Here is a 24,392-nt window from a genome sequence, read left to right as displayed (position 1 = left end):
AACGAAAAACTCCCCTATCCGAATGGAAAGGGGAGTCTGGTGAAACGGGTTAAGAAAGTATCATTTGGCGCGGTTGCGGGTGGCTACATCAAAGATCACAGCTGCCGTCAACACAAGACCTCTGATCACATACTGCAGCGAGATGCCGGTACCCATTAGCTGCATACCGTTCTGAAGTGACATCATCACCAGGGCGCCAATGATGGCACCCATGATCTTGCCGACACCGCCAGCCGCCGATACACCGCCGATATAACAGGCGGCGATGGCATCCATTTCGAACAGGTTGCCGGCTGTGGTGGTGGCAGATTTCAGGCGTGAGGCAAACAGAATACCGGAGAGTGCCGCCAGCATACCCATGGAACCAAATACCAGGTAGAGGATCTTACTGACGGAGATTCCGCTCAATTCAGCGGCTTCAGGATTGCCGCCAACGGCATAGATATGGCGGCCGATAATGGTTTTATTGGCCACAAAATCATATACTCCCGCCACAATGAGCACGATCACCAGTGTCCAGGAAAAGCCCTGGTAGGAGGCCAGAATCCAGGAGATGGTTCCCACCAACAGCGAAATGATCACCAGTTTCATGATGAACATTTCGGTGGGCAGTACCTCAAACCCGTAGGCCTGTTTCTTATTGCGGCTGCGGATTTCGTTGTAGATGAATGCCACGATGGCAATGATTCCGATGAGCAGGGAAACCTTGTGAATTCCCGGCAGGAAGGAACCGCCGAAATCTGGGATAAATCCGTTCCCGATGGCATTGAAGGTTTCATCGGGAATGATGATGGTACCGGTGGCTTCGGTAACCAGAAGGATCAATCCGCGGTAAGCCAGCCATCCAGCCATGGAAGCCACAAAAGCGGGAATCTTCAACTGGGCAACCATGAAACCGGTCAACAACCCGGCCAGAATACCGAAGACAAGAATCATCGGAATGACAATAAAGACGGGTAAATTCCACTGGGTCATGGCGATGGCCGCCACAGCCCCCAGGAAACCAGCCAGAAAACCGACGGAAAGGTCAATCTGCCGGGCTACAATGACCAGCATCATACCCACAGCCAGAACGGCAATGTATCCCATCTGGTTGACCAGGTTGCTGATATTGCGGGCGGAAATGAACGTGCCTTTGGTCGTGACGGCAAAGATCGCCATGATCACGAACAGGGCGATATACATTCCATATTCGCGGATGTTCTGCGAAAATACTTTCTTAAGATTTGCTCCAAAAGACATGGCGGTCCTCCTTAATCCGTTGCCAATTTCATAATTTTTTCCTGGGTCGCTTCCTCAATCGGCAACTCACCCGTGATTCTTCCGGAGGAAAGGACATAGATGCGGTCGCTCATTCCCAGTACTTCCAGCAATTCTGATGAAATCATGATGATGCTCATGCCCTGCTTCACCAACCGGGTCATGATGGTGTAGATTTCATATTTTGCGCCTACATCAATACCGCGGGTGGGTTCATCCAGTATGAGCACATTCGGTTTGACGAACAGCCATTTCCCCAGTGAAACCTTCTGCTGATTACCGCCGCTCAGGTTGCCAACTTTCTGCTCGATGGTAGGCGTTTTAATGTTCAGCTCACCCCGGTAACCGGTGGCTACCTTGACTTCGGCGTTGTTGTCTACCACTCCGTTGTTGGCAATTTCGTGCAAATTTGCCAGGGTGATGTTTTGTTTTACATCCTGTATGAGTATCAGACCGTCAGTCTTGCGGTCTTCCGTCACATAAGCGATCTTGGCGTCAATTGCTTCCTGCGGGTTATGGAAGGTCCGTTTTTTTCCGTTGAGAAACAATTCACCGCTAATCCGATAATGATCTGGATTGCCAAATATGCTCAGTGCCAGTTCTGTCCGACCCGAACCCATCAGACCGGCGAAACCGACAACTTCACCTTTTTTCACATAGAAATTGACATCTTTCAGGATGGTCCGTCCGAGGACGGTGTTATAGGCAGACCAGTTCTTTACTTCAAGCACAACCTCATTCGATGGTTTATGGTCTTTCGGCGGGTAGACGTTATTGATTTCACGGCCTACCATGTGTTTGATCAATATACTTTCACTGACTTCCCCGGCTTTTGCATCGAGGGTGCAGATCGTTTTTCCGTCACGTAACACGGTGACCGTATCTGCAATGCCAATCACTTCTTTTAATTTATGAGATATAAGAACGCAGGTTACCCCATGTTGTTTTAATTCACGGAGAAGCTTAAAGAGGTTCTCACAATCATCTTCATTCAAGGCAGAGGTTGGTTCATCCAGGATCAGTAATTTGACATTTTTGCTTAAGGCTTTGGCAATCTCAACGAGTTGCTGCTTCCCCACTCCCAGGTCTTTCACCTTGGTTGCCGGATTTACATCGAGGCGAACGCGTTTGAGCATATCGCCAGCCTGTTTAATGGTTTCATCCCAGTCAATTACAGTCCCATTGCCGATCTCGTGACCAAGGAAGATGTTTTCATAAACGGTCATTTCCGGAACAAGTGCCATTTCCTGATAGATAATGGCAATTCCGGCCTTTTCACTATCGGCAATACCACCGAATTTCTGTTCTTTTCCATTGAAGAGGATCTCGCCGGTATAAGTACCATGCGGATAAACTCCACTTAAAACTTTCATCAGGGTAGATTTCCCGGCTCCATTTTCACCGACAAGGCAGTGAATCTCGTTTTCAGCTACCTGAAAACTAACGTTGCTTAACGCTTTAACGCCCGGAAACTCCTTGGTAATGCCTTTCATTTCCAGAATTGGAGTGGCCATATATGCTCCAGCTTTATTGCTATAAAAAGTGCAAAACTGGTGATGGCGGTCTAACGCCATCACCAGTCCATTAATTCAGAAAAACTTTTACTCTAGACCCTTGAAGTCAGAGGCTTTGTAATAACCGGAGTCGATCAAAGCAGCTTTGACGTTTTCTTTGGTCACGGTCACAACTTCGGATTCGGTGGCGGGAACGTCAATCTTGCCGTTGTTCTCTTTACCGGGAGCCTGGGGCGTTTCACCCTTCAGGAAGGCCACTGCGGTGGTAATGGCGTCATTGACCAGGGTGCGGACATCTTTGAACACGGTCATGGACTGTTTGCCATCGATGACATACTGAACAGAGGCTTTTTCAGCATCCTGCCCGGTAACAACGTAGGATTTCACATCCTTGTCAGCTGCAAACGTGTCAGCAATAGAGCGGGCGGTGCCATCGTTCGGAGCCAGGATGAAGACATTGCCCTTATCCTCGGCTTTGGCAGCCGTCAGGTTCTGTTCCGCCAGCGTCTTGGCTACAGCAAAGTCCCAGTTCGTCGTGATCTGACCAATGATCTTGGCCTGTTCATCTCGGGTCAGTTCGGCTTTGCCCTGCAGGGCTACAGCTTCGCTGGAGTTCTTGATGACAAAGGTGCCATCTGCCACTTTCGGCTGCAATACTGACCAGGCGCCAGCAAAGAACACGAAGGCGTTGTTGTCTGAAGCAGCACCGGCATACAGATACAGGGGCAGTCCCTTGCCATCACCGGCTTTGTCTACCAGGAATTGACCCTGGGCTTTACCAACATTGAAGCTGTTGAAGGTCGCAAAGAAGTCAACGGCATCGGTGTTGGTGATCAGACGGTCGTAGGCGATCACTTTCACGCCGGCGGCTTTCGCTTTTTCTACGGCTGCGGCAGCTGCTTTTCCGTCCTGCGGGCAGATAATCAAAACTTTGATACCTTTGGCAATTAATGCCTCAACGTTTGAGGCTTCCTTGGCGGAATCACCCTGGCTGAACAGAATTTCAACATCGTATCCGGCAGCTTTCAGGGCATCTTTGAAACGGGTCTCGTCCTGTACCCAGCGCGGTTCATCTTTGGTGGGCAGTACGATACCAACGGCTAATTTCCCCGCTTCAGCCGCAGGGGCGGTAGGTGCTGCTGGTGCGGCGGCCGCCGCATCGAGACCGGTAAATTCAGAGGCAGGATAGTAACCGGAGTCGATCAAAACAGCTTTGACGTTTTCTTTGGTCACGGTCACAACTTCGGATTCGGTGGCGGGAACGTCAATCTTGCCGTTGTTCTCTTTACCGGGAGCCTGGGGTGTTTCACCCTTCAGGAAGGCCACTGCGGTGGTAATGGCATCTTTGACCAGGGTGCGGACATCTTTGAACACGGTCATGGACTGTTTGCCATCGATGACGTACTGAACAGAGGCTTTTTCAGCATCCTGCCCGGTAACAACGTAGGATTTCACATCCTTGTCAGCTGCAAACGTATCAGCAATAGAGCGGGCGGTGCCATCGTTCGGAGCCAGGATGAAGACATTGCCCTTATCCTCGGCTTTGGCAGCCGTCAGGTTCTGTTCCGCCAGCGTCTTGGCGACAGCAAAGTCCCAGTTCGTCGTGATCTGACCAATGATCTTGGCCTGTTCATCTCGGGTCAGTTCGGCTTTGCCCTGCAGGGCTACAGCTTCGCTGGAGTTCTTGATGACAAAGGTGCCATCTGCCACTTTCGGCTGCAATACTGACCAGGCGCCAGCAAAGAACACGAAGGCGTTGTTGTCTGAAGCAGCACCGGCATACAGATACAGGGGCAGTCCCTTGCCATCACCGGCTTTGTCTACCAGGAATTGACCCTGGGCTTTACCAACATTGAAACTGTTGAAGGTCGCAAAGAAGTCAACGGCATCGGTGTTGGTGATCAGACGGTCGTAGGCGATCACTTTCACGCCGGCGGCTTTCGCCTTTTCTACGGCTGCGGCAGCTGCTTTTCCGTCCTGCGGGCAGATAATCAAAACTTTGATACCTTTGGCAATTAATGCCTCAACATTTGAGGCTTCCTTGGCGGAATCACCCTGGCTGAACAGAATTTCAACATCGTATCCGGCAGCTTTCAGGGCATCTTTGAAACGGGTTTCGTCCTGTACCCAGCGCGGTTCATCTTTGGTGGGCAGTACGATACCAACGGCTAATTTTCCCGCTTCAGCCGCAGGGGCGGCTGCTTCTGCTTTGGTTGGTTCAACGGCGGCGGGAGCTGCGGTGGCAGCAGCCGGAGCGCAAGCAGCAAGAACAAAGGTCAGCGCTAATACAACGCTGACGAAAGGCATCAACTTCTTAAACATGCTCTTCCTCCAGATAAATTTGAACAATTTGGTGATCCGACACAACACAACAAACAACACAAAACTACAACTCTTGCTTACCTTACGATCGAATTAACCACCTCCTTCTTTCGTGAAGCATTGAATTGCTTAATACGGACTAATCTTTGTTTCTTAACGCGGAGTAGATATTTGTTTCTTGAAACGCATTGGCGATAACCAATGTTGCCGCGCCAACAGCCACGGCATTACTGCCCAACTCCCCGATGACCAGATTGTCAGTACGGGTGTTAAAACCTACAGTACGTTCCACCAGCGATTGTCTGGCGGGATCCAGCAGCATTTGACCGGCATCGGCCAGGTCGCCTCCCAGAATTAAAAGACCGGGGTTGACCAGATTGATGATGTTGGCCAGCCCAATGCCCAGATACCAGCCGGCGGTTGTGATGATTTTTTCGCATTCACGGTTACCTTCACGGGCTGCCTTGACAACGCCTTTCACATCCAGCTCGTCTAACTTACCGGCCCAACGGGCATCATTTGCCAGAGCCCGCCGACCATCTGAGAGGATGCCCTGCATTCCAATATAACTTTCGAGGCAGCCCCGGTTTCCGCAGCGGCAGCTTCGACCGTCGGCCTCAATAGTGGTGTGACCGATTTCACCGGCGGTGCCGCTGAAACCTTTGTAGACCTGGCCATTAATAATCAATCCGCTGCCAACACCAGTGCCGAGTTTGATATACACCAGGTTGTCGTAACCCAATCCACTGCCCCAGCATTTTTCTGCAATGGCAGCGGCATTGGCGTCATTTTCAAAATAGATCGGAACATCCTTGATGATGTCTCGCACCGCCTGGATGCAACTGATATTTTTCCATGCGGGCATGTAGTGGGTGACAAATTCCCCGGTTTTCTCATTTTCGAGGGGAGCTGGTACGGTGTACCCGATACCCAGAAGGTCGCTTTCCGTTAGACCGGTTTCCTTGAGAAGGTTTTCAATGGCATCATGAATGACTTGAAGAGATTCAGCCGGCTTCAAAAGGACATCCATATGGCAGGAGAAGCGATTGCTCACTTCCCCTTTCAGGTTCATGATGATGATGGTGATGTGCGCCGCCCCCATATCAATACCGATGACCTTGCGGGCTTCATAGTTGAACTCCAGCACCACCGGTTTACGGCCGCCGGAAGAGAGCCCGATGCCGCCTTCACGCACAAAATCGCTGGCAATGAGGATATTAACCAGAGAAGACACAGTCGGGGCACTCAACCGGGTCAGGTGAATGATATCAGCGCGGGTAATGGTTCCCCGATCTCGAATCAGGTTCAACACAAGGCTCAGGTTGTGCGCGCGCACAGCCGCCGTAGATGAAATCTCGGATTTCGGCGTTATTAAGTGCGGGTAATCAGGTACCTGGTCGGGATCAAACATTGGTTTTTCGTGAGAACGGGGTTTGTTTTCTGGTTTAATAAAGTGGTTTATAAAGTAGATTTTTCAAGTCCTTTATTAAGGACATTAAAAAATAGTTTACGCATTTGACAGGTCTTTGTCAATACAGAAATAATAAAACGAATTACATCAATAACAGGTGACATATGTCACTTTTATCCCCCTGCCCGTTCCTACAAAAAAAACGTCCCCGCCTGTTTGGAGTGGGGACGTTTCTGACATTCAATTTTTCTATTCGCCTTCCGCCGGGCGGGCATAATCATCTTCGTACCGGATGATATCTTCTTGCTTCCAGTTTCCAAAGCCGACTTCCAGAACACGGATGCGGCTGCCGGTGCTGCTCAGGCGGTGTTTGGTGTTGGGTGGAATCCAGAATTCCTCTCCGGCTTTGGCGAGGGTGACTGTATCTCCCACCTGGATGAGGGCGCCGTCATCCAGCGCAATCCACAGTTCAGCACGGCCCGAATGGCTTTGCAGACTCAGCCGGTGATCTGGTTCAACAACGATATACGTAACGGTACATTCCTCATTGTAAGCATATTGTTTCTGTTGTCCCCACGGGCGGTGAGTCCACGGAACATCCGGTTTTTCAGCTGGAATGGGCTTTGTGGCGAAATTCGTCATAATAAATTCTCCTTTCCTTAACACTATAACGTCAAAAACCATACCGATAATTCTTGTCTATTAATTGTAATCCACCACTCAATGGAAGCAACTCGCCGTGGATTACAATTATCCCATCAACGAGGAGAAGACAATATGACTCTTTCATCATCCGCCCAGAGATTTCAGGATTTCATTACTTCCACCGGTCATTCCTACCAGGTGGTGGAACATAACCAGTCCACCCGCACCTCCGCAGAAGCCGCCGAGGCCATCGGCTGCACAGTGGCGCAAATCGCCAAATCACTGGTATTCACCGCCCGCCGGTCAAAAAAACCGGTTCTGGTGATTGCCTCCGGGATAAACCGGGTGAATACCAAACGCATCGGTGAAGCCCTGGGTGAACCCATTGACCGCGCTGACCCCGATTTTGTCCATACCGTGAGCGGCTATGCCATTGGCGGAGTGCCTCCAGCCGGCCATACTCAGCCGATGACAACCTATATTGATGAAGACCTTCTGCAATATAAAACCATCTGGGCGGCTGCCGGCGCCCCCACCGCCGTGTTTGAACTGACCCCCGCTGAACTGGTCACATTGACCGGCGGAACGGTGATGAAAACAAAGGAAGATTAGCATTCCTTCTATTTAATTAATCGCCGTAATGCTTTGCGGTAAAATTGGGCCATCTTTGGCAATTTTTCATGCGGAGGGTTGCATGTCGTTTCGTACCGTTTCCCTGGTTGTGATTCTTTCCCTTGGTGCGGCAGTTTTATCTGCCTGCGGTGGCACATCAGCGGCGGCAGGACCAGAAAAAGCCGTTGAAACTTACCTGAACGCCCTGGTCAGCCAGGATGTCAACCGCCTGACCACTGTATCATGCAAGGCCTGGGAAGAGAAAGCCCGTCTTGAAGCAGATTCCTTTCAGGCGGTGAAAGCCCGCCTTGATGGTGTGACCTGCACCAAAGCCGGCGACGAAGGCACTTCAGCCAAAGTCACCTGCACCGGCAAAATTGTGGCTACCTACGGGAATGAAGATCAGGAAATTCCGCTGGACCGCCGCCCCTACCTGGTAAGTCAGGAAGGCGGGGAATGGCGAATGTGCGGCTACACGAAGTAATGAACCGCCTCTTTACGAAAGAAAATGCCTGGGCTGTGCTGCTGGCTCTGATGCTGCTGGCGCTGCTCATTTTTACTGCCGATTCCACTCCCCTGTGGATCTATCAGGGATTTTAATCCGGTGTCACTCCCCCAGATTCTTGCCGCTTTCTGTGCCGCCCTGCTTTACCGTCTGCTGGCGCGGTTCATAACACCCCATTCACCTGACCCGTCAAAAGAGTGGGGACGAACGGCTTTCCTTTTTGGCGCCTCTGTTCTGGCGGTTTACTGGCTGCAACCATCTCTGCCCATCCGCGGTCTGGATTTCTGGCTGCCCACCCTCACCCTGGTTCTGACGGTTCTCTGCTGGGCGGCCGTCACTCCGGCGGAAGAACGTTCCTTCAAAGTTAACGCCCCTGCCCTGCTGGGTCTGGTGGCTGCCGCCCTGTTGACGGCGTTCACCTCGCTGATTCGCCTGCCGGCGGGCTGGCTGACTCTGGCCCCCCCTCCCCTGCTGCAATCACTGATCGGCCTGGCTGTGCTGGGCGGAATACTATTTTTATCTATACGCAACAATAAACGACTCCTGGGGATCATGCTCGCCGTCCTGATCGGCCTGTTCTTGCTGCTCAAATCCCCGTTCCTGGCTCAATTCGTCTCTATCACCCTGCGCACAGCCGCCGGGCAGAACACCGCCGGAGCATCCGCGATAGATTTCCGCTGGCTGGGGTACTCATACCTGGCTTTTCGCCTGATCCATACGTTGCGCGACCGGCAATCTGGCCGCCTGCCTACGGCCACCCTGGCAGAATACCTGATCTATGCCGTCTTCTTTCCAGCCTTCAGCTCCGGCCCAATTGATCGGCTGGAACGATTCCTGAAAGATTTGCGCTCTCCTGCCCCGCTCGACCGCAACGAGACCGCCGAAGCCCTGCGCCGGTTGATTATCGGCCTGTTCAAAAAATTCGCCGTGGCCGATACGCTGGCCATTGTGGCGTTGAATCCCCGCACGGCCGGTCAGGTGATTCACCCGGCCTGGTACTGGGTGCTGCTTTACGGGTATGCCCTGCAAATTTACTTTGACTTTAGCGGCTACACCGATATCGCCCTCGGTATGTCGCGCATACTGGGCATCCGCCTGCCCGAGAACTTCAACAATCCCTACGGCCGCACCAACCTGACGCAGTTCTGGAACAACTGGCACATGACACTCACCAACTGGGTGCGCGCTTATTTCTTCAACCCGGTCACCCGCTGGCTGCGGGTGAACAAATCCAGCCTTTCACCGCTTCTGGTTATGCTGATCGGCCAGCTGGGCACCATGCTGCTCATCGGCCTGTGGCACGGTATCACCGTGAATTTCATCATCTGGGGATTGTGGCACGGGCTGGGACTTTTCGTCCAGAATCGTTATTCAGACTGGGCCAAACGCACCATCACGCCGCGGGTCACCTCGGACTGGGGCAGGAAAGCCCTCGGGTTTGGCGGCTGGTTTTTGACCTTTCATTATGTGGCCTTCGGGTGGGTTTGGTTCTGTTTGCCGGATGTCGTCTCTGCCCTGCGGGTGTTCGGCGGTCTGTTGGGGTGGGGATAGGGTAGTTGGGTGACCTTGGTGGGGGAGTACGTTAAGTTGAGATGTAGTAGCATTTTGTTGACGTCTACAAAATGATCGTGGTTTAGTAAAAAGGGCAATTTCTTTCCATATATTCATATTAAGGAGGGTGCAAATGAAACCGGAAATGATCAATGAGTTGTTTCATAAATTTGAAGCTGCCTGTTACCTGTATAACGACATTGAATGTTGGAGCGCCCGCGACTTGCAGGAAATCCTGGGGTATTCCAAATGGGATAATTTCAAAAATAGTATTCTTAAAGCGAAAAACGCCTGCAAGAACGCCGGTATATCCGTTTCAGACCATTTTGCCGATGTCGGGAAAATGGTCGAACTTGGCAGTGGGGCGACCCGCGAGGTGGAAGACCTGGCCTTAACCCGCTATGCCTGCTACCTGATCGCCCAGAATGGCGACCCGGCTAAAAACGAGATCGCCTTTGCCCAAACCTATTTTGCCGTTCAAACCCGCCGACAGGAGGTCATTGCCCAGCGACTCCTGGATGTTGCCCGCGTGACCGCTCGCGAAAAATTGACCCAGTCTGAAAAGAAACTCTCTGGGATTATTTATGAACGGGGGGTGGATGACCGTGGTTTCGGTATCATCCGATCGAAAGGGGATCAGGCGCTGTTTGGCGGTTATTCAACCGGCGAGATGAAGAAGAAACTGGCTGTGCCCGACGGTCGCCCTCTGGCAGATTTTCTGCCCACCCTCACCATCAAGGCAAAAGATTTCGCCAACGAACTGACCAGCCACAATGTGATTGAAAAGGACCTTAACGGTGAAAATGACATCACCCATGAACATGTGGATAACAACAAAGCTGTGCGGAAAATGTTAATCGAACGCGGAGTCAGACCTGAAGCATTGCCAGCGGCGGATGATATCAAAAAAACACAGCGCAAATTGGTTAGCGACGAGAAAAAGTTATTAAAGGATGTACAGAAAAAGGATGGGGATGAAGACCAGTAAAGAATTTTTCGTCTGGTTGAAAGGCTATAATACCTTTTATACATAACCAATGATGGTGGGAACTCATGACACAAACATTGCAGAATTACCTGGCGTCTATTTCCGAAATCACTCAACGGGACGATTCCCGTGAGGAATCGTATTACAGTACCCTTGAAACCTTGCTGCTTACACTCGCTACCAAAACAGTAAAGGTCACAACCCTGCCCAAAAAGACGGAAGCCGGTAATCCCGATTTTCGTGTTTGGGATGGCCGTCAACATATCACCGGCTATATTGAAGCCAAGAAACCGGGCACCAACCTGGACCAGGTGGAAACTACTGACCAACTTAAGCGGTACTTGAAAACCTTTCCCAACCTGATTTTGACAGATTTTTATGAATTTCGGTTGTACCGGGAAGGAAACCTGATTAAACAGGTACAAATCGGGCGTCAATTTATTGCGAAAAAGTTGAGAACACTCCCACCGTTGGAAAATGAGGAACAGTTTGCTGAACTGATCGAGTATTTCTTTAATTTTTCACTTCCCCGAACGTTCACCGCCAACACTCTGGCGCGTGAATTGGCAAAACGTACCCGATTTCTACGTGATGAGATCGTATCGCAGGAAATTCAGGAACAACAGGAACAACCAAACCAATTACACGGCTTTTTTGAGGCGTTCAAGAAATATTTGATTCCCGCATTGGACGAGAAGACGTTTGCAGATCTTTATGCACAGACCGTTGCGTACGGCCTGTTTGCCGCTCGCTCCCGCAGTGGAGAATCCTTCTCCCGCCAGACAGCCGTCAATTTCATTCCCCGGTCCATTGGTATTTTACACGATGTCTTCCAGTATATTTCCCTGGGCAATCCGTCACCCCAAATGGAAGTGATCATTGATGATATTGCTGATGTACTCAGCGTGGCGGATATTGATGCCATTCTGCACCAGTATGCACGCCAGGGGAAGGGCTCAGACCCGATCATGCATTTTTATGAAACCTTCCTGAGTGTGTATGATCCGGCTCTGCGGGAAGCTCGCGGGGTGTACTACACCCCGGAACCGGTGGTTGGGTTCATCGTACGTTCGATTCACGATCTTTTAAAAACCCGCTTTGGATTAAGTGATGGACTTGCCAGCCCCGAAGTTACCATGCTCGACCCGGCCGCCGGCACGTTGACTTTTCCGGCGGAAGCCATCCGGCTGGCTGTGGATGAATTCACCCGGAAATACGGGGAAGGCGGCAAGGCGCGTTTTATTCAGGAACACATCCTGAAGAACTTTTATGCCTTTGAGTTGATGATGGCACCCTACGCCATGGGGCACATGAAGATCAACCTGCTGCTCGAAGAACTGGGCTACACTCTGCAGAACGGCGAACGCTTTAATCTCTATCTGACAAACACTCTGGATATGAAGGAGATTGAAGCCACTGCTCTGCCCGGACTGAGCGCCCTGAGTCATGAAAGCAAACTGGCGGCAAAGGTGAAGAAACAGGATCCCATTCTGGTGATCATGGGGAATCCGCCGTATTCGGGTATGTCTGCCAACAGGTCTGAGTGGACGGAAAAACTGTTAAAAACCGATCTGGATGGTGCTCAAAGTTATTATTCCGTGGATGGCAAACCATTGGGTGAGAAGAATCCGAAATGGCTGCAGGATGATTATGTAAAATTTCTGCGATTCGCCCAGTGGAAAATCGAGAAAGCCGGGCGCGGCATCGTGGGGATGATTACCAACCACAGCTACCTGGATAATCCCACCTTTCGCGGCATGCGCCAGAGCCTGATGAAGACATTCGATGAAATCTACATCGTGAATCTGCACGGCAACAGCCTGAAAAAGGAAATTGCACCGGATGGCTCAAAAGATGAGAATGTGTTTGATATTCAACAGGGGGTGGCAATAGTTTTATTGATAAAAGGATTGGAAACCAGCAATTGTGTTATTAAGCAAATAGATTTATTTGGATTGAGAGAAAATAAATATCGATGGCTTGAAAACCTTGATATTGGAGAAGTTCAATTTTCATTTTTATCACCCGAAAGCCCTCACTATTTTTTAATTCCACGGAAGACAAAAGACATTAAGCAATATGAAAATTGGTTTCCGATTGACAAGGCTTTTCTTGTCAATCGTATGGGGATTGTTACATCGAGGGACGATTTTATTATCGATTTTTCTAAAGACCAATTAAAAAGAAGAATTTTTCAATTACAGGATACACAAATATCCAATGAACTTTTGGCTAATGCCTATAAATTAATCGATAAGCCAAATTGGTCACTCCAAAACACTCGTTCAATAATTCAAAGTGAGAGTGATTTAGAGAATTATTTCAGGACTATTCTTTATAGACCATTTGATAATAGAACGATTTTTTATCATGATGCCTTATTGGAGCGTTCGAGACTTGAAATCATGCGTCACATGATTCAAGGCGAAAATATTGGTTTGTGTTTAAGTAAGAGGGTTGAAGGAAATAAAACTTGGGATCATATTTTTATTTCTAAAACGATAATAACCCACCATACAGTATCTTTGAAAGAGGGAAATTTCCTTTTTCCTCTTTATCAATACCCTGATCCAAACCAACGTGATCTCTTTTCATCATCTACCGTAGAACGCCAACCTAACATTTCATCCGAATTAATCAATATCCTAAGTTCTGCTTACGAACGCCAACCCATTCCTGAAGAAATACTATATTACATTTATGGCATTTTTTATTGTCCATCATATAGATCCACTTATGCGGAATATTTGCGGACTGATTTTCCTCGCGTTCCCTTTGCCGGTGACTATGCTGTTTTTCGTCAGATGGCGGATTACGGCAAACGCCTGGCAGACCTGCACCTTCTTGAAAGCCCAGAACTCGATCCGCCGGTCTGCCGCTACCAGGGCAGTGGCGGCAACGATCGGGTGGAAAAAGTCGTATATGACCCGGCTGACGGCCGGGTTCATATCAACGCAGGCAAGTATTTTGAAGGTATCAGCCCTGAAATGTGGACCTACCAGATCGGCGGCTACCAGGTGTTGAACAAATACCTGAAAGACCGCAAAGGTCGTCTGATGGATGATCCACGTCGGTATGCCCGCATCGCCACGGCCATTCAGAAAACCATTGAAATACAGTCCGAATTGGACCCCGTCTTTCACCAGATCGAAAACAATTATTTGCCTATTAATCTACCCTAACACCAATACGTCCTTCTTATGCAAGGTAGAAGCAGGCGACGCGAACCGTGTCTGCAATCACCCAAACCTATGTCCGCCTGCTTCTACCGCAGGCCTGCCTTCCCGACATCACCATCCGGTGGAAGCAGATAGAGACGGGATTCATTCGCGTCCACCTTGCACAGGGACCTTCCTTCCCAATGGATTATTACCCGTTCTGGCACGCCTTTTGCCTGGGGATGAATTATGACTACCCCCCTGCCCTGCCCCGCCCATTTTCGGGCAAATTATTGCCATTAGGGGCGACCCTATGTTGATTTCAGGGTCGCCGTTTTGGGTCGCCTCTTGACAAAATCCATCGGCGACCCTTATAATATCCGAAGGGCGACCCTTAGACGGGAAATCTGCTCATTTCAAGGAACCCATTTTACCCATGATGAAAACCATCGCCTTTGCCAATCAAAAAGGCGGCGTCGGCAAGACCACCACCGCCGTCACCCTGGCTCATGGACTGGCCCGTCTCGGCCGCCGTACTCTGCTTGTAGACCTCGATCCACAGGGACATGTCGCTTTTTCGCTGGGCAGCGAAAAAGAGCCGGGCCTGTTCAACCTGATCGTTAATGAAATGCCGCTGCGCAAGGTGGTGGTGCATGCCCGCGAAAACCTGGACATCCTCCCCGGCGACAAAATGACAGAGAAGGTCAAACGGCAGATCACTGTTTCCGATTTCCGCGAATCCATTCTGGCCAACTCGCTGGCCGATCTGGATTACGATGCCGTTCTCCTCGACATGGCACCTTCGCTGGATGTGCTGCATGTTAACGGTTTGGTGGCTTCAGACTATGTGGTTATTCCCACCCGTCTGGATGCCCTGGCAGTGGATGGTGTGCGTGAAATCCTGATGACAATGGGCGAGGTGAGTCAACGCGGTCACAGCTTTGAAGGGTACGCCATTTTGCCCACGTTCTTTGACCGCACCACCCGCGAGACACTGGCGCAATTGCAGGAAATTGTTAAAACCTTTGGCAAGCGGGTCTGGCCGCCTATTCCGCAGGATACCCGCGCCCGTGAAGCGGCCGCGTTCGGAAAGAGTCTGTGGGAATACTCCCCTGAATCAACCGTATTGAACGGCTATACGGAGAATAACAAACATGTAGGCGGCTATACGCAGTGTTTGGAGCGGTTATTGGAGGTGCTGGATGCCTGAGCCCAAGTTTGAACGCCGTGCCGTACTCGACCCGGCTGTGGCTGATTTGCTTTCGGGGATGGAGCGGCGCAAAGCCGAAACCCAGCTGCCCCGGCAGCAGCGTGAAAAGAAAGCCAAGGAACGGGCAAAGATCACCTCACGGCGTGAACAGCGCGCCACATACGATCTTCCACCCCAGCTGCGCCAGCGCATCAAAGACCTGGCAGACCGGGAACGCCTGCCGGCCAGTCAACTGGTGAGCCTGGCGTTGATCCGCTTCTTGAACGACCTGGAAAGTGGCGTGGTGGATGTGGATGCCATGAAGCAGCCATCGCGCAGTCCGCGGTATGATTGGAATCTGAACTTTCCAGAAAACCTCATGCCCGGTCTGGTTATTCCGCGAATGATCACAAAAAATGGAAAAAAACATCCATAAAGTAATAAAGAGTCATTAATTAAAGTCATCATAAGAATCACGTGCGAAATTTGCACTCTTTAGACGTGCAAAAACTGCCTGCTTAAGACAGGCAAAAGATTCCCTCCGGCCTCCCGGAGGTATTTTTTGCTTTCTGGCATGAATGCAACCGCTGCCCGTTGGCCTGAAGGATATTATTGCATGCAGGCCTGTATGAAATTATTGCCTGCTGGCCAGATAGAAAAATATGCCTTCCGGCCAGATAGAAAGAATTGCACACTGGCCTTAAGGCAAAGAATGCCTGAAGGAATGTAAAAGAAGAGGCGACCCTTAGGGTCGCCTCTGGTTCGTTTTGGTTTTACTTACACACCTTTGTTAATAATACGACCGGTGCCATCGGGCAGGGGAGGATATTTTAGAATGTCTCCTGAATAACCACCGGTTGACAGATTGGGCTCACAGGTCTGTGCGAGAAGAGTTGAAAAGCTCTGGCTGACCAGAGCCGGCCTTTTTTTGACGGTAGCCGCAAGGGCGGGTGAAAACTCCATCGGAAGGATGTTGAAGGGATTCGATTTTTCTGGCATGCTATGTTTTCCCGGAATGGACTATCCGATTTGGTGTAATGTCAAATCTGCCGGAAAGAAGGTGCAAATAGCACGCCAGATTTTACCTGCGGCGTAAAAACCCCGTTTATTTTTTGAGAAGTGGGGCGTGCAAGCATTTTTGGAAAGGTAAAGTGTTGTACCTGAATAATCAAGCGGCGACCCTCAGGGTCGCCGCTTAGGAATAAATCGGAATATTATTTCTTTTCAAAATACCTGACAGATGGGACGTCTTTGAAATGTGAATCCATGGTCCAAAAATCCGCATTTTGGGAAAATGCGGTGGCCAGAAGCAAACTGTCTGCCATGGGCAATTGATATTTCACTGAAAGTTCAGCGGCTTCCAATGAAATCGGAATAGACAGGTCAACCACTCGCGCATGATTAAGAAAACCGATAGCACGATTGGCTTCATCATGACCGAATTCACGCAGAACCCGTTTGTAAATCTCATAGTAATTCAATGGGGAAACAATCAATGACTCTGTGTTTTCGATGGCTTCGGAAAAGAAAAGGGCATAAGGAGAATCAGTAAAATATTCAAACCATCCCGATGTATCCACAAGGTTCATATTTCTCTGTCATCCTGTTCGCGGTAGTCTGTTACATTCAGATGGGGAAATATTCCTCGTGCCGCTTCAATCGGTTCAAGGAGAATAATTTCAATCCGGCGGCCAATCTGGATCATCTGCAGTTTCTGGCCGGGTTTGATCTTCAGGTTTTCACGAATTTCCCTTGGGATCACAATTTGATATTTGGATGATACCGTTGTTAACGTCATACGAACCTCTGAACGATAAACGAATCGTAATACGAGTATAGCACAGACAATACACTCCTGTATCACACAGGAATCAAAACGGCGACCCTCAGGGTCGCCGCTGGTTTTACGCTGAAATCTGGTCAGGCTGCTTTGTTGAGGAGCTGCCCGGTCCCATCGGGCATGGGGGATTGTTTGATCATTTCGATAAGAGCCTGACCGGCCGCCTTTTGCTGGTCCATGGTCTGCTTCATGATGGCCATGCTAATCTCATTCATCACGGCCCGGTTTTTGCTGCCGGTGGCATACGATGCGAGGGACGATTCGCTGGAAATGGAATTTATCATATTCTTTTTATCGGTTGTGTGCATCGTACCTTTAGTCCTTTTTTGGAAGAAGATTTTTTGAACAGGGCCGGTGGAGTTGAATACTGACATCCCGTGGGAATATCACCGCATGGCAGGATTTAACGGACAAAAAATTGCCACTTGAATAATAGAATATATGTGCTATTATGGAATAATCCGGAGGAAATCAAACAACCGGATTGGATGTGGTTCGGTGCGGCTGAATGAGACAGCCAATTTTGACGTGAAAAAAGGATTTGTGATAAAAAATACGGTAAACCGGGGGTTGTTCTAAAAAAGTTAGCGTAATTATTTGCCAAATTTCAAAAAATACGATAACCTATTGAAATCGGTACTGATTTGATCTATAATACTCACCAGGAGGAGGAAATTACCATGACCTTTGCCTTCAACGATGCAGAATGGCGTATGACCCGCCTGGAACGCCTGGGATTGAAAGAAGATCCCTTCAAACTTTCTGCAGATCCGCGATATTTATACCTCGGTTCCGAACATCTATCGGTTTACAAACAACTTCTGAATATTATCTCGCGCCGGCGCGGCCTTGGACTGGTGATCGGCGACATGGGCATGGGGAAAAGTTCTCTTGCCCGCCGCCTGTATGATGTCCATTCCGCTGAACCCAACATGGATGTGTGCTACATCCACACCGCGGCCTTTAAATCGGGCATGGATGCCGCCCGGCAAATTTCTACATCGCTGGGGGTTGACCCGCAGCGTTCCTTCCAGCGTCAGATGGAAAGCATCGAACGCAAAATGGCCGATGCCTATATTGCCAAACGTAATGTGGTCATTTTGTTGGATGATGCCCAGTTGATGGACCCATCGGCTCTGGAAGTGATCCACCGCCTGTACAACTTTGACTATGATGCCAAAGTGGCGCAGGTTTTGGCCTTTGGTCAAAATGAAATGCTCGGTCTTTTTGAGCAGAACAAGGCTGTGAATGCGCGCGTGTTTGCCCGGCTCATCCTCTCACCGCTGGCTCTGGGTAGTGCCCTTCAGATGGTGCTCTTCCGGCTGAACGTGGCCGGCCGCAATGCACCGCTCATCCATGACAATGCATTTGAATTGCTGTATGAAAGCTCACAAGGCGTGCCGCGGGAGATCATCCGCCTGTGCAACATCGCCATTGACCTGCTCCTGCAGAGCAATGAAAGCATGATCACCCTGGCTATCGCAGAAGAGGCGGTGAAACTTTGAAAAAAAAGACTGCACCTACACCGCCTGCCGGCCGCCCGGCCTGGCTGCAACTCTATGACGCCCGCTCCAACCAAACCCAGGAAAGCCGCCCGGTGGGACGTCCGCCGGCGCCAGTACCCCGGTATAAAGTCGGGATGACCCTTTCACAGGGCGAATCGGCCGATTTAAAGGTCTGGCAAGACCGCTTCAGTGAAATGCTGGGACGCAAAATCTCCAGCGGTGAAACCGTGGGTATTCTGGCGCGCATTTGTTCCACCCGGTATTCCCGGCTGGCTGAACAGAATTTTGACAACATGATGGATTTGATCGAACATCTTGTCGAGGGAGGGTAATAATTTCTTCCAATAACCCCCGGTATTAATGGAAGAAAAAATCGCCCCATTATTTCAGGAGAAAAATCCTACCCCCATGGATCAACTGGTACAAACCCGAGCGTATACATTGCCGTCATCAACCATGGATGACGCCTGGGAGATGATTCTCGGTCAGCTCCAGTCTGAGATGGACAAAACCAGCTTCGAAACCTGGGTGAAGCCGCTGAAACCGGTCAGCTACCGTGACGGCGTGTTCACTGTAGGGGCGCGTAACACCTACGGACGTGACTGGGTGGAGGCCCGCCTGCGCAGCCGGGTGACTCACATGCTTGAAGGCATGCTGACAGCACCGGTACGATTGAAGTTCACCGTTGTTAATGAATTTTTCCACGAAGAAGATGGCGAACCGGCCCCGCGTAAAGAAAAACCTTCTGTACAGCCTTCCGACGATGAGCCGTCAAAACCGGTTGACCGGGAACCCAGGCGGGAACGGACTCAGGGAGAACCCTCTGAACGCAAGATCCTTCTGGCCAGGGCGTATGGCAGCGAGCGCGCCCGGGTTATCCAACCCGAACGCGGCCTGTTTCTGACACTGTATTTCTTTGAACACTGGCTGCCCCTTGTCGGGCATTCTGCCCTGGCCGTTATTTTAGCTGCCCGCAGCATGTGTTTCTGGAATCCAAAAACCGGTGAGCTGCGCAATCGGGTGGAAACTGACATGGCGGAGATCGCCGCCAAAGCCAATGTTTCTGTACGCACTGTCAAGGATGTACTGGCAGGAGAACTGGTGCGAAAATACTTTTTGCGGTACACTGTCCGACGCATGATGACGCCCAACGGTGTGCGGACGGCCGGCATCACCCTGATGGTCCGCATGGATGATCCGTTGACGCCCGAAGATCAGGATGTATTGAACCTGCCGGAAGCCGAGCGCTGGTACCCGGCGGAATTTGAAGACGAAACCGAGGAGTAGGGGGATTGACTATGTTCAACCGCCTTATTTTTCAGTATAATATGTCTAACAGTACCCACTACGCCTCTGCTGTTTTCAGCAAGCGGACCATGGTGGGTCATTTTTGTTAAAATGCCCAGCTATTCAAAACCCCCGCTTTCTTTGGATCAACAGGTCGAACTTCTTATTACTCGAGGTTTAATAATTCAAAATTCTGAGAAAGCAAACAGGCGAGCGAATAGATTTGGATATGAAAGATGTTTTTCATGCGTATTCTGTTGAACCAGGATTTTTCACCTTGATGGATTATGGTTTTCCTGATCAATAGGAAAGAATGTAAAGTGTGGAAACAGGGCATTACCACTGGTTTTGAGGTAAAATCCGGTGCTTGCAATTCAAAAACTCTTTAGAAAGGAGATACCCCATGGCTGACGAGAAATATGAGTCGTATTGCTTGAAATGCAAAAGCAAACAGCTCATCAAAGACGCTGAGAAGACTGTGTTGAAAAATGGCGCCAATGCTGTTAAAGGCAAATGCTCCGTTTGCGGCACCACCGTGATGAAGATCCTCCCGAAGGAAAAGAAATAGAACGTAGCAAGGAAGAGGCTGCCCGATGATATCAAAATCGGGCAGCTTTTTTTATACGAATAAGTCTTTGTTACAATTCATCCCCATGACAACCAACCCATTAACACAAAACCATACCTCGCGCGGCTACCTGATCGCCTTCATCAGCGCCATTATTTTATCCACCACCGCCATCCTCATTCGGCACCTGTCGGTTAATTACCATCTGCCGGCACTGATCCTGGCGTTCTGGCGTGACAGTTTTGTGGCACTCACCCTGCTGACGGTGCTCGGACTCTCCCGGCCGTCGAGCTTACACGTGGAGAAACGCGACCTGTTGTACTTCCTTTTATATGGACTTGTGCTGGCCATCTTCAATTCCCTGTGGACCAATTCGGTGGTGCTCAACGGTGCCGCCGTTTCGACTGTGCTGGTGTACTCATCGGCGGCTTTCACGGCGCTGCTGGGCTGGTGGTTGTTAAAGGAGACTCTGGGCTGGATCAAAGTGCTGGCCGTGTGTTTAAGCCTGGGCGGTTGCGTGCTTGTGGCGGGCGCATATGACCCCTCGGTGTGGCAGAGCAACCTGCTGGCCATCTTCACGGGTATCATTTCCGGGCTGGCCTACGCTGCGTATAGCCTTATGGGACGTAAAGCCGCCAACCGCGGCCTGAACGCCTGGACGACCATCCTTTACATTTTTGCCTTTGCTGCCAGCTTCCTGATGGTTTTCAACCTGTTATTGGGAAAATCTCTGCCCGGGGCCGCCAGTCAACCGGCTGACATGTTCTGGCTGGGTCATGCCTGGGCGGGGTGGGGGGTGCTGCTCCTGCTGGCCGCCGGGCCGACGGTGGCGGGTTTCGGCCTCTACAATGTGAGCCTGGGGTATCTGCCCTCCAGTGTGGCCAACCTGATCCTTTCGACGGAGCCGGTATTCACTGCCATTATTGCCTTCCTTCTTCTGGGTGAGCGGATGACCGGCATCCAGGTCGTAGGCAGTCTGCTGGTGCTGGGCGGGGTGGCCATCATGCGGTTATTTGAGCGTGAACCGGCGACAGAGGCGGAGCCGGCGGGGGTGTAAACGCCCCCACCAACCTCCCCCAGAGGGGGAGGCATAATGTGAATAAATCGCTGCACTGTGAATCTGATAAATAACGGATCTTTTATATCCCTACATCAATTTGTAATGGGCAGATCAATATGGTGAACATGATTCGAGCTATTCCATAACAGTGATCTCAACTGATGTGTACCGCTCATCAAAACCAGCCTGTTAAAACCCCCCTCATAGATAGGCAGTCAGCCAAAAAACCTCCTCCACCTGTAGGAATAAAAAAAACCTCCTCCACCTGTAGGAATAAAAAAAAACCTCCCCCATCGGGGGAGGCAGGTGGGGGTGTAATCAATCAATCGCCGTCTCAGGAAATTTCTCTCGAATGGCATAAATCATTTCTTCCAATCCTTGGCCGATCTCTGAAGCATCCACCTCAAATCCATGATGCGTAGCCCCCAGAACAAACTTGACCCGGCTGCCTTCCTGTTTCACCTCCACAAAATAATGCGGACCAAAAACGATGCCAACCGACGTGATATTCCCCGCCTCATCTTTCTTGACATCCAATTCTCTAATGGATTCTCTCATATTCGCTCCTGTGTTTTCATGATGTACCAGTATTATAGAACATTTAACACACCTCTCCCTTCGAGCGAACCCGTGGACTAAATCCCTTTTCCGTTGAGCGAACCTAGAGACTTCACCCCACTCCCTTTGGGGCAGGTTGAGCGCTTAGCTCCTCTCCATTTGGGGCAGGTTGGGCGCTTACCGCCTCTCCCTTTGGGGCAGATTGAGCGCTTAACTCCTCTCCCTTTGGGGCAGGTTGTGGAATAGGTCAAAAAAAGTGGACACATTTAATGTCCTGAAATTTGCTCGAAATCCGCTGGGCTACGATAACCCAGGGAAGAGTGCAATCTTTGGCGATTGTACCAAACCTCAATATACTCGAAGATAGTAGATTTAGCTTCGGCTCTGGATGAGAATTGCCGGTAAGCACATTCGCTTTTCAATGTGGCATGAAAGCTCTCCATAGCCGCATTGTCATAACAATTCCCGGTTCTGCTCATACTGATCTGGCATTTCGCAGCTTCCAACAACTTCAAATAGGCTTCGCTCGTGTACTGGCATCCGCGGTCGGAATGATGCAGTAAATCAACCTGCGGATGCCGGTTGACCACGGCCATTTTCCAGGCTTTCTCAACCAGTTGTGTGTTCATCCGGTCTGCCATAGCCCACCCCACGATCTTGCGAGAGTACAGGTCCATGATGGATGCCAGATAAAGCCAACCTTCGGCCGTGTCGATATAGGTGATGTCACCCACCCATTTCTCATTAGGTTTGGTTGCCTGGAATTTCTGGTTCAATATGTTAGGGGCTATCCTGTCGCCATAGTGCTGTTTGGTGGTCTGTGGATGCCACCTGCGGGCTTTCAATGGGATCAGATGGGCCTTTCTCATCAACCGTGCCACCCGAAAACGGGAATAGTTGTACCCTTTTTGAAGCCAATACTTGTGTATCCGCTGACTGCCATAGGTGTACCGGCTGAATAGAAAAGCTTCTCTGACCTTTTCCAGTAATTCGGCATTGGCCCGCGATCTGGCACTTTCGGGCCTCTGTTTCCAGGCGTAGTACCCGCTGCGATGTACTTCCAGTACTTTACACATTCGTTTGACGGAGAATATCTTCTCATGGGCCGCTATGAAGGCGTACTTCAATGGCTTTTTCGTGAGAAGATGTTGATCGCTTTTTTTAGGATATCTCTTTCCTCCTCTGCGTTGGATAGTTCTTTCTGTAACCGGCGAATTTCTGCTTTCGCGGCTTCCAGATCACTGGGTACAATTTGGGCAGGTTCTCCTGCTCTCTCCATGATCTGATATCGGTCACGCCACTTTACCAGCATCCCAGGTGTTATTCCCAATTCCCGCTCGATCTGCATGGCGCTTTTATCTCCCCGTTTCAGCAATTCAAGCGCCTGGATCTTGAAATCCTCTGAATACTCCCTGTACTTCTTGTCTCTCATCTCGTCTCTCCTGATCTTGTTAGTCTACTTGATCAGGACATTTTTCGTGTCTACTTTTTCGCTCGTTTCCAGTCAATGTAGATCAGGTCAATTTTGCCTTTATAATCCCGCAGCAGCGAGGCCATCACCAGTTTGTTGTCACCCCAGATGAGCATGTTGCGGAAGTCATCGCGGTGGGCTTTTTGCTCGTCAAACAGGGTGCCCTGCACGAGGGCGCGCTGTTTGGGTTCGTCCACGGTCTCAATTTTCTGCAAGGGCATGGCAGAGCCGGCCAGGTCTACCTCGCGGCGGTTGCCGTATTCGTCGTATTTGCCTTCCCACACCAGTTCGGTTTTTCGGGTTGAAAGCGGGTGAGGGTTATGCGGGCCATAAATGGTCTCAGGCATGGTGTTTTCCTCCCTGGGTTTGGTTATGGTTGGGGGCTATTGAAATAATTATACGCCCTCTCCCAACCTCTCCCAAAGGGAGAGGAGTTAAACACCCAAGCTGCCCCAAAGGGAGAGGTGGTAAGCGCACGACCTGCCCCAAAGGGAGAGGAGCTAAGCGCACGACCTGCCTTAAAGGGAGAGGAGCTAAGCGCACGACCTGCCCCAAAGGGAGAGGAGTTAAGCGCTCAACCTGCCCCAAAAGGAGAGGGGTGAAGCGCACGACCTGCCCCAAAGGGAGAGGAGTTAAACGCTCAACCTGCCCCAAAGGGAGAGGCGGTAAGCGCACAACCTGCCCCAAAGGAAGAGGAGCTAAGCGCACAACCTGCCCCAAAGGGAGAGGAGCTAAGCGTACAACCTGCCCCAAAGGGAGAGGAGCTAAGCGCCCAACTGGAAACGAGCGAAAAAGTAGACACGAAAAATGTCCTGATCAAGTAGACTAACAAGATCAGGAGAGACGAGATGAGAGACAAGAAGTACAGGGAGTATTCAGAGGATTTCAAGATCCAGGCGCTTGAATTGCTGAAACGGGGAGATAAAAGCGCCATGCAGATCGAGCGGG

General features: G+C 50.4%; 27 protein-coding genes and 1 pseudogene. 14 read left to right on the top strand and 14 right to left on the bottom strand.

Annotation, left to right across the window (positions count from 1 at the left end; genetic code table 11):
• Positions 1-60 precede the first annotated feature (60 nt).
• The 6 genes and pseudogenes from LTAR_RS15295 to LTAR_RS15270 all read right to left on the bottom strand — a co-directional run bounded on the left by LTAR_RS15295 (position 61) and on the right by LTAR_RS15270 (position 7,149).
• A complete protein-coding gene (locus LTAR_RS15295) occupies positions 61-1,242 on the bottom strand; it encodes a sugar ABC transporter permease (protein WP_062423145.1) in 1,182 nt (393 codons plus the stop codon).
• Positions 1,243-1,253: 11 nt separating this feature from the next.
• The gene (locus LTAR_RS15290; protein ID WP_062423144.1) at positions 1,254-2,774 is read right to left on the bottom strand and encodes an ATP-binding cassette domain-containing protein; all 1,521 of its coding nucleotides are present in this window, start codon (positions 2,772-2,774) and stop codon (positions 1,254-1,256) included.
• A gap of 87 nt (positions 2,775-2,861) precedes the next feature.
• On the bottom strand, positions 2,862-3,980 hold the full coding sequence (locus LTAR_RS17670) for a sugar ABC transporter substrate-binding protein (RefSeq protein ID WP_413784835.1): 1,119 nt from the start codon (positions 3,978-3,980) through the stop codon (positions 2,862-2,864).
• A 111-nt stretch (positions 3,981-4,091) separates the two neighbouring features.
• Positions 4,092-5,081 (bottom strand): annotated as a pseudogene (locus LTAR_RS17665) (substrate-binding domain-containing protein); the annotation flags it as partial.
• Between the two features lie 154 nt (positions 5,082-5,235).
• A complete protein-coding gene (locus tag LTAR_RS15275) occupies positions 5,236-6,507 on the bottom strand; it encodes an ROK family transcriptional regulator (RefSeq protein ID WP_062423143.1) in 1,272 nt (423 codons plus the stop codon).
• Between the two features lie 249 nt (positions 6,508-6,756).
• A complete protein-coding gene (locus tag LTAR_RS15270) occupies positions 6,757-7,149 on the bottom strand; it encodes a phosphomannose isomerase type II C-terminal cupin domain (protein WP_062423142.1) in 393 nt (130 codons plus the stop codon).
• A gap of 135 nt (positions 7,150-7,284) precedes the next feature.
• On the opposite strand from LTAR_RS15270, the gene LTAR_RS15265 reads away from it, so the two are divergent.
• The 9 genes from LTAR_RS15265 to LTAR_RS15235 all read left to right on the top strand — a co-directional run bounded on the left by LTAR_RS15265 (position 7,285) and on the right by LTAR_RS15235 (position 15,591).
• The gene (locus LTAR_RS15265) at positions 7,285-7,764 is read left to right on the top strand and encodes a YbaK/EbsC family protein (RefSeq protein WP_062423141.1); all 480 of its coding nucleotides are present in this window, start codon (positions 7,285-7,287) and stop codon (positions 7,762-7,764) included.
• An 82-nt stretch (positions 7,765-7,846) separates the two neighbouring features.
• Positions 7,847-8,248, top strand: coding sequence for a hypothetical protein (locus tag LTAR_RS15260; protein ID WP_062423140.1), 402 nt, complete (start codon positions 7,847-7,849; stop codon positions 8,246-8,248).
• Complete coding sequence (locus LTAR_RS17175; protein ID WP_158423457.1) at positions 8,221-8,364, top strand: hypothetical protein; 144 nt, start codon at positions 8,221-8,223, stop codon at positions 8,362-8,364. The genes LTAR_RS15260 and LTAR_RS17175 overlap by 28 nt, the downstream gene beginning before the upstream one ends.
• Before the next feature lie 4 nt (positions 8,365-8,368).
• Positions 8,369-9,820 carry an MBOAT family O-acyltransferase gene (locus LTAR_RS15255; protein WP_062423139.1) on the top strand — a complete coding sequence of 484 codons (1,452 nt, stop codon included), beginning with the start codon at positions 8,369-8,371 and terminating at the stop codon, positions 9,818-9,820.
• A gap of 133 nt (positions 9,821-9,953) precedes the next feature.
• On the top strand, positions 9,954-10,808 hold the full coding sequence (gene dinD, locus LTAR_RS15250) for a DNA damage-inducible protein D (protein WP_062423138.1): 855 nt from the start codon (positions 9,954-9,956) through the stop codon (positions 10,806-10,808).
• 65 nt (positions 10,809-10,873) lie between these two features.
• Positions 10,874-13,990 carry a type ISP restriction/modification enzyme gene (locus LTAR_RS15245; RefSeq protein WP_062423137.1) on the top strand — a complete coding sequence of 1,039 codons (3,117 nt, stop codon included), beginning with the start codon at positions 10,874-10,876 and terminating at the stop codon, positions 13,988-13,990.
• 47 nt (positions 13,991-14,037) lie between these two features.
• Positions 14,038-14,286, top strand: a complete 249-nt coding sequence (locus LTAR_RS17070) for a hypothetical protein (protein ID WP_139044596.1) — start codon at positions 14,038-14,040, stop codon at positions 14,284-14,286.
• Positions 14,287-14,402: 116 nt separating this feature from the next.
• Positions 14,403-15,176, top strand: a complete 774-nt coding sequence (locus LTAR_RS15240) for a ParA family protein (RefSeq protein ID WP_062423136.1) — start codon at positions 14,403-14,405, stop codon at positions 15,174-15,176.
• Positions 15,169-15,591 carry a hypothetical protein gene (locus LTAR_RS15235; protein ID WP_062423135.1) on the top strand — a complete coding sequence of 141 codons (423 nt, stop codon included), beginning with the start codon at positions 15,169-15,171 and terminating at the stop codon, positions 15,589-15,591. Before LTAR_RS15240 ends, LTAR_RS15235 begins: the two co-directional genes overlap by 8 nt.
• A 341-nt stretch (positions 15,592-15,932) precedes the next feature.
• On the opposite strand, the gene LTAR_RS15230 is transcribed toward LTAR_RS15235, so the two are convergent.
• The 4 genes from LTAR_RS15230 to LTAR_RS15215 form a co-directional block, all read right to left on the bottom strand.
• Positions 15,933-16,154, bottom strand: a complete 222-nt coding sequence (locus LTAR_RS15230) for a hypothetical protein (protein ID WP_062423134.1) — start codon at positions 16,152-16,154, stop codon at positions 15,933-15,935.
• A gap of 215 nt (positions 16,155-16,369) precedes the next feature.
• Entirely contained in the window at positions 16,370-16,744 is a 375-nt protein-coding gene (locus tag LTAR_RS15225; RefSeq protein ID WP_062423133.1) for a type II toxin-antitoxin system VapC family toxin, read from the bottom strand.
• Positions 16,741-16,953, bottom strand: a complete 213-nt coding sequence (locus tag LTAR_RS15220; protein WP_062423132.1) for an AbrB/MazE/SpoVT family DNA-binding domain-containing protein — start codon at positions 16,951-16,953, stop codon at positions 16,741-16,743. The genes LTAR_RS15225 and LTAR_RS15220 overlap by 4 nt, the downstream gene beginning before the upstream one ends.
• A 122-nt stretch (positions 16,954-17,075) precedes the next feature.
• On the bottom strand, positions 17,076-17,279 hold the full coding sequence (locus tag LTAR_RS15215; RefSeq protein ID WP_158423456.1) for a putative motility protein: 204 nt from the start codon (positions 17,277-17,279) through the stop codon (positions 17,076-17,078).
• Positions 17,280-17,675: 396 nt separating this feature from the next.
• Here LTAR_RS15215 and LTAR_RS15210 point away from each other — a divergent pair, with 396 nt between their 5' ends.
• The 5 genes from LTAR_RS15210 to LTAR_RS15195 all read left to right on the top strand — a co-directional run bounded on the left by LTAR_RS15210 (position 17,676) and on the right by LTAR_RS15195 (position 21,412).
• Positions 17,676-18,500, top strand: coding sequence for an ExeA family protein (locus LTAR_RS15210; RefSeq protein WP_062423130.1), 825 nt, complete (start codon positions 17,676-17,678; stop codon positions 18,498-18,500).
• Positions 18,497-18,832: a hypothetical protein gene (locus tag LTAR_RS15205; RefSeq protein ID WP_062423129.1), complete on the top strand. Its 336-nt coding sequence runs from the start codon at positions 18,497-18,499 to the stop codon at positions 18,830-18,832. Before LTAR_RS15210 ends, LTAR_RS15205 begins: the two co-directional genes overlap by 4 nt.
• A gap of 76 nt (positions 18,833-18,908) precedes the next feature.
• On the top strand, positions 18,909-19,787 hold the full coding sequence (locus LTAR_RS15200; protein WP_158423455.1) for a DnaA N-terminal domain-containing protein: 879 nt from the start codon (positions 18,909-18,911) through the stop codon (positions 19,785-19,787).
• 403 nt (positions 19,788-20,190) lie between these two features.
• On the top strand, positions 20,191-20,355 hold the full coding sequence (locus LTAR_RS17200) for a DUF5679 domain-containing protein (RefSeq protein WP_162837306.1): 165 nt from the start codon (positions 20,191-20,193) through the stop codon (positions 20,353-20,355).
• Positions 20,356-20,380: 25 nt separating this feature from the next.
• Positions 20,381-21,412 carry a DMT family transporter gene (locus tag LTAR_RS15195; protein ID WP_062423127.1) on the top strand — a complete coding sequence of 344 codons (1,032 nt, stop codon included), beginning with the start codon at positions 20,381-20,383 and terminating at the stop codon, positions 21,410-21,412.
• A 321-nt stretch (positions 21,413-21,733) separates the two neighbouring features.
• Here LTAR_RS15195 and LTAR_RS15190 read toward each other — a convergent pair whose 3' ends face one another.
• The 4 genes from LTAR_RS15190 to LTAR_RS15175 form a co-directional block, all read right to left on the bottom strand.
• Positions 21,734-21,973, bottom strand: coding sequence for a hypothetical protein (locus LTAR_RS15190; protein WP_062423126.1), 240 nt, complete (start codon positions 21,971-21,973; stop codon positions 21,734-21,736).
• 266 nt (positions 21,974-22,239) lie between these two features.
• Entirely contained in the window at positions 22,240-23,100 is an 861-nt protein-coding gene (locus LTAR_RS15185; protein ID WP_236686617.1) for an IS3 family transposase, read from the bottom strand.
• Complete coding sequence (locus tag LTAR_RS15180) at positions 23,097-23,405, bottom strand: transposase (RefSeq protein WP_062422960.1); 309 nt, start codon at positions 23,403-23,405, stop codon at positions 23,097-23,099. The genes LTAR_RS15185 and LTAR_RS15180 overlap by 4 nt, the downstream gene beginning before the upstream one ends.
• Positions 23,406-23,455: 50 nt before the next feature.
• Positions 23,456-23,791: a hypothetical protein gene (locus LTAR_RS15175; protein ID WP_062423125.1), complete on the bottom strand. Its 336-nt coding sequence runs from the start codon at positions 23,789-23,791 to the stop codon at positions 23,456-23,458.
• Positions 23,792-24,392 lie beyond the last annotated feature (601 nt).

Source organism: Leptolinea tardivitalis, from assembly GCF_001050275.1.
GTDB classification, from domain to species: domain Bacteria; phylum Chloroflexota; class Anaerolineae; order Anaerolineales; family Anaerolineaceae; genus Leptolinea; species Leptolinea tardivitalis.
The sequence above is the reverse complement of the archived record's forward strand: the minus strand, read 5'-3'. Positions and strand labels throughout refer to the sequence as shown.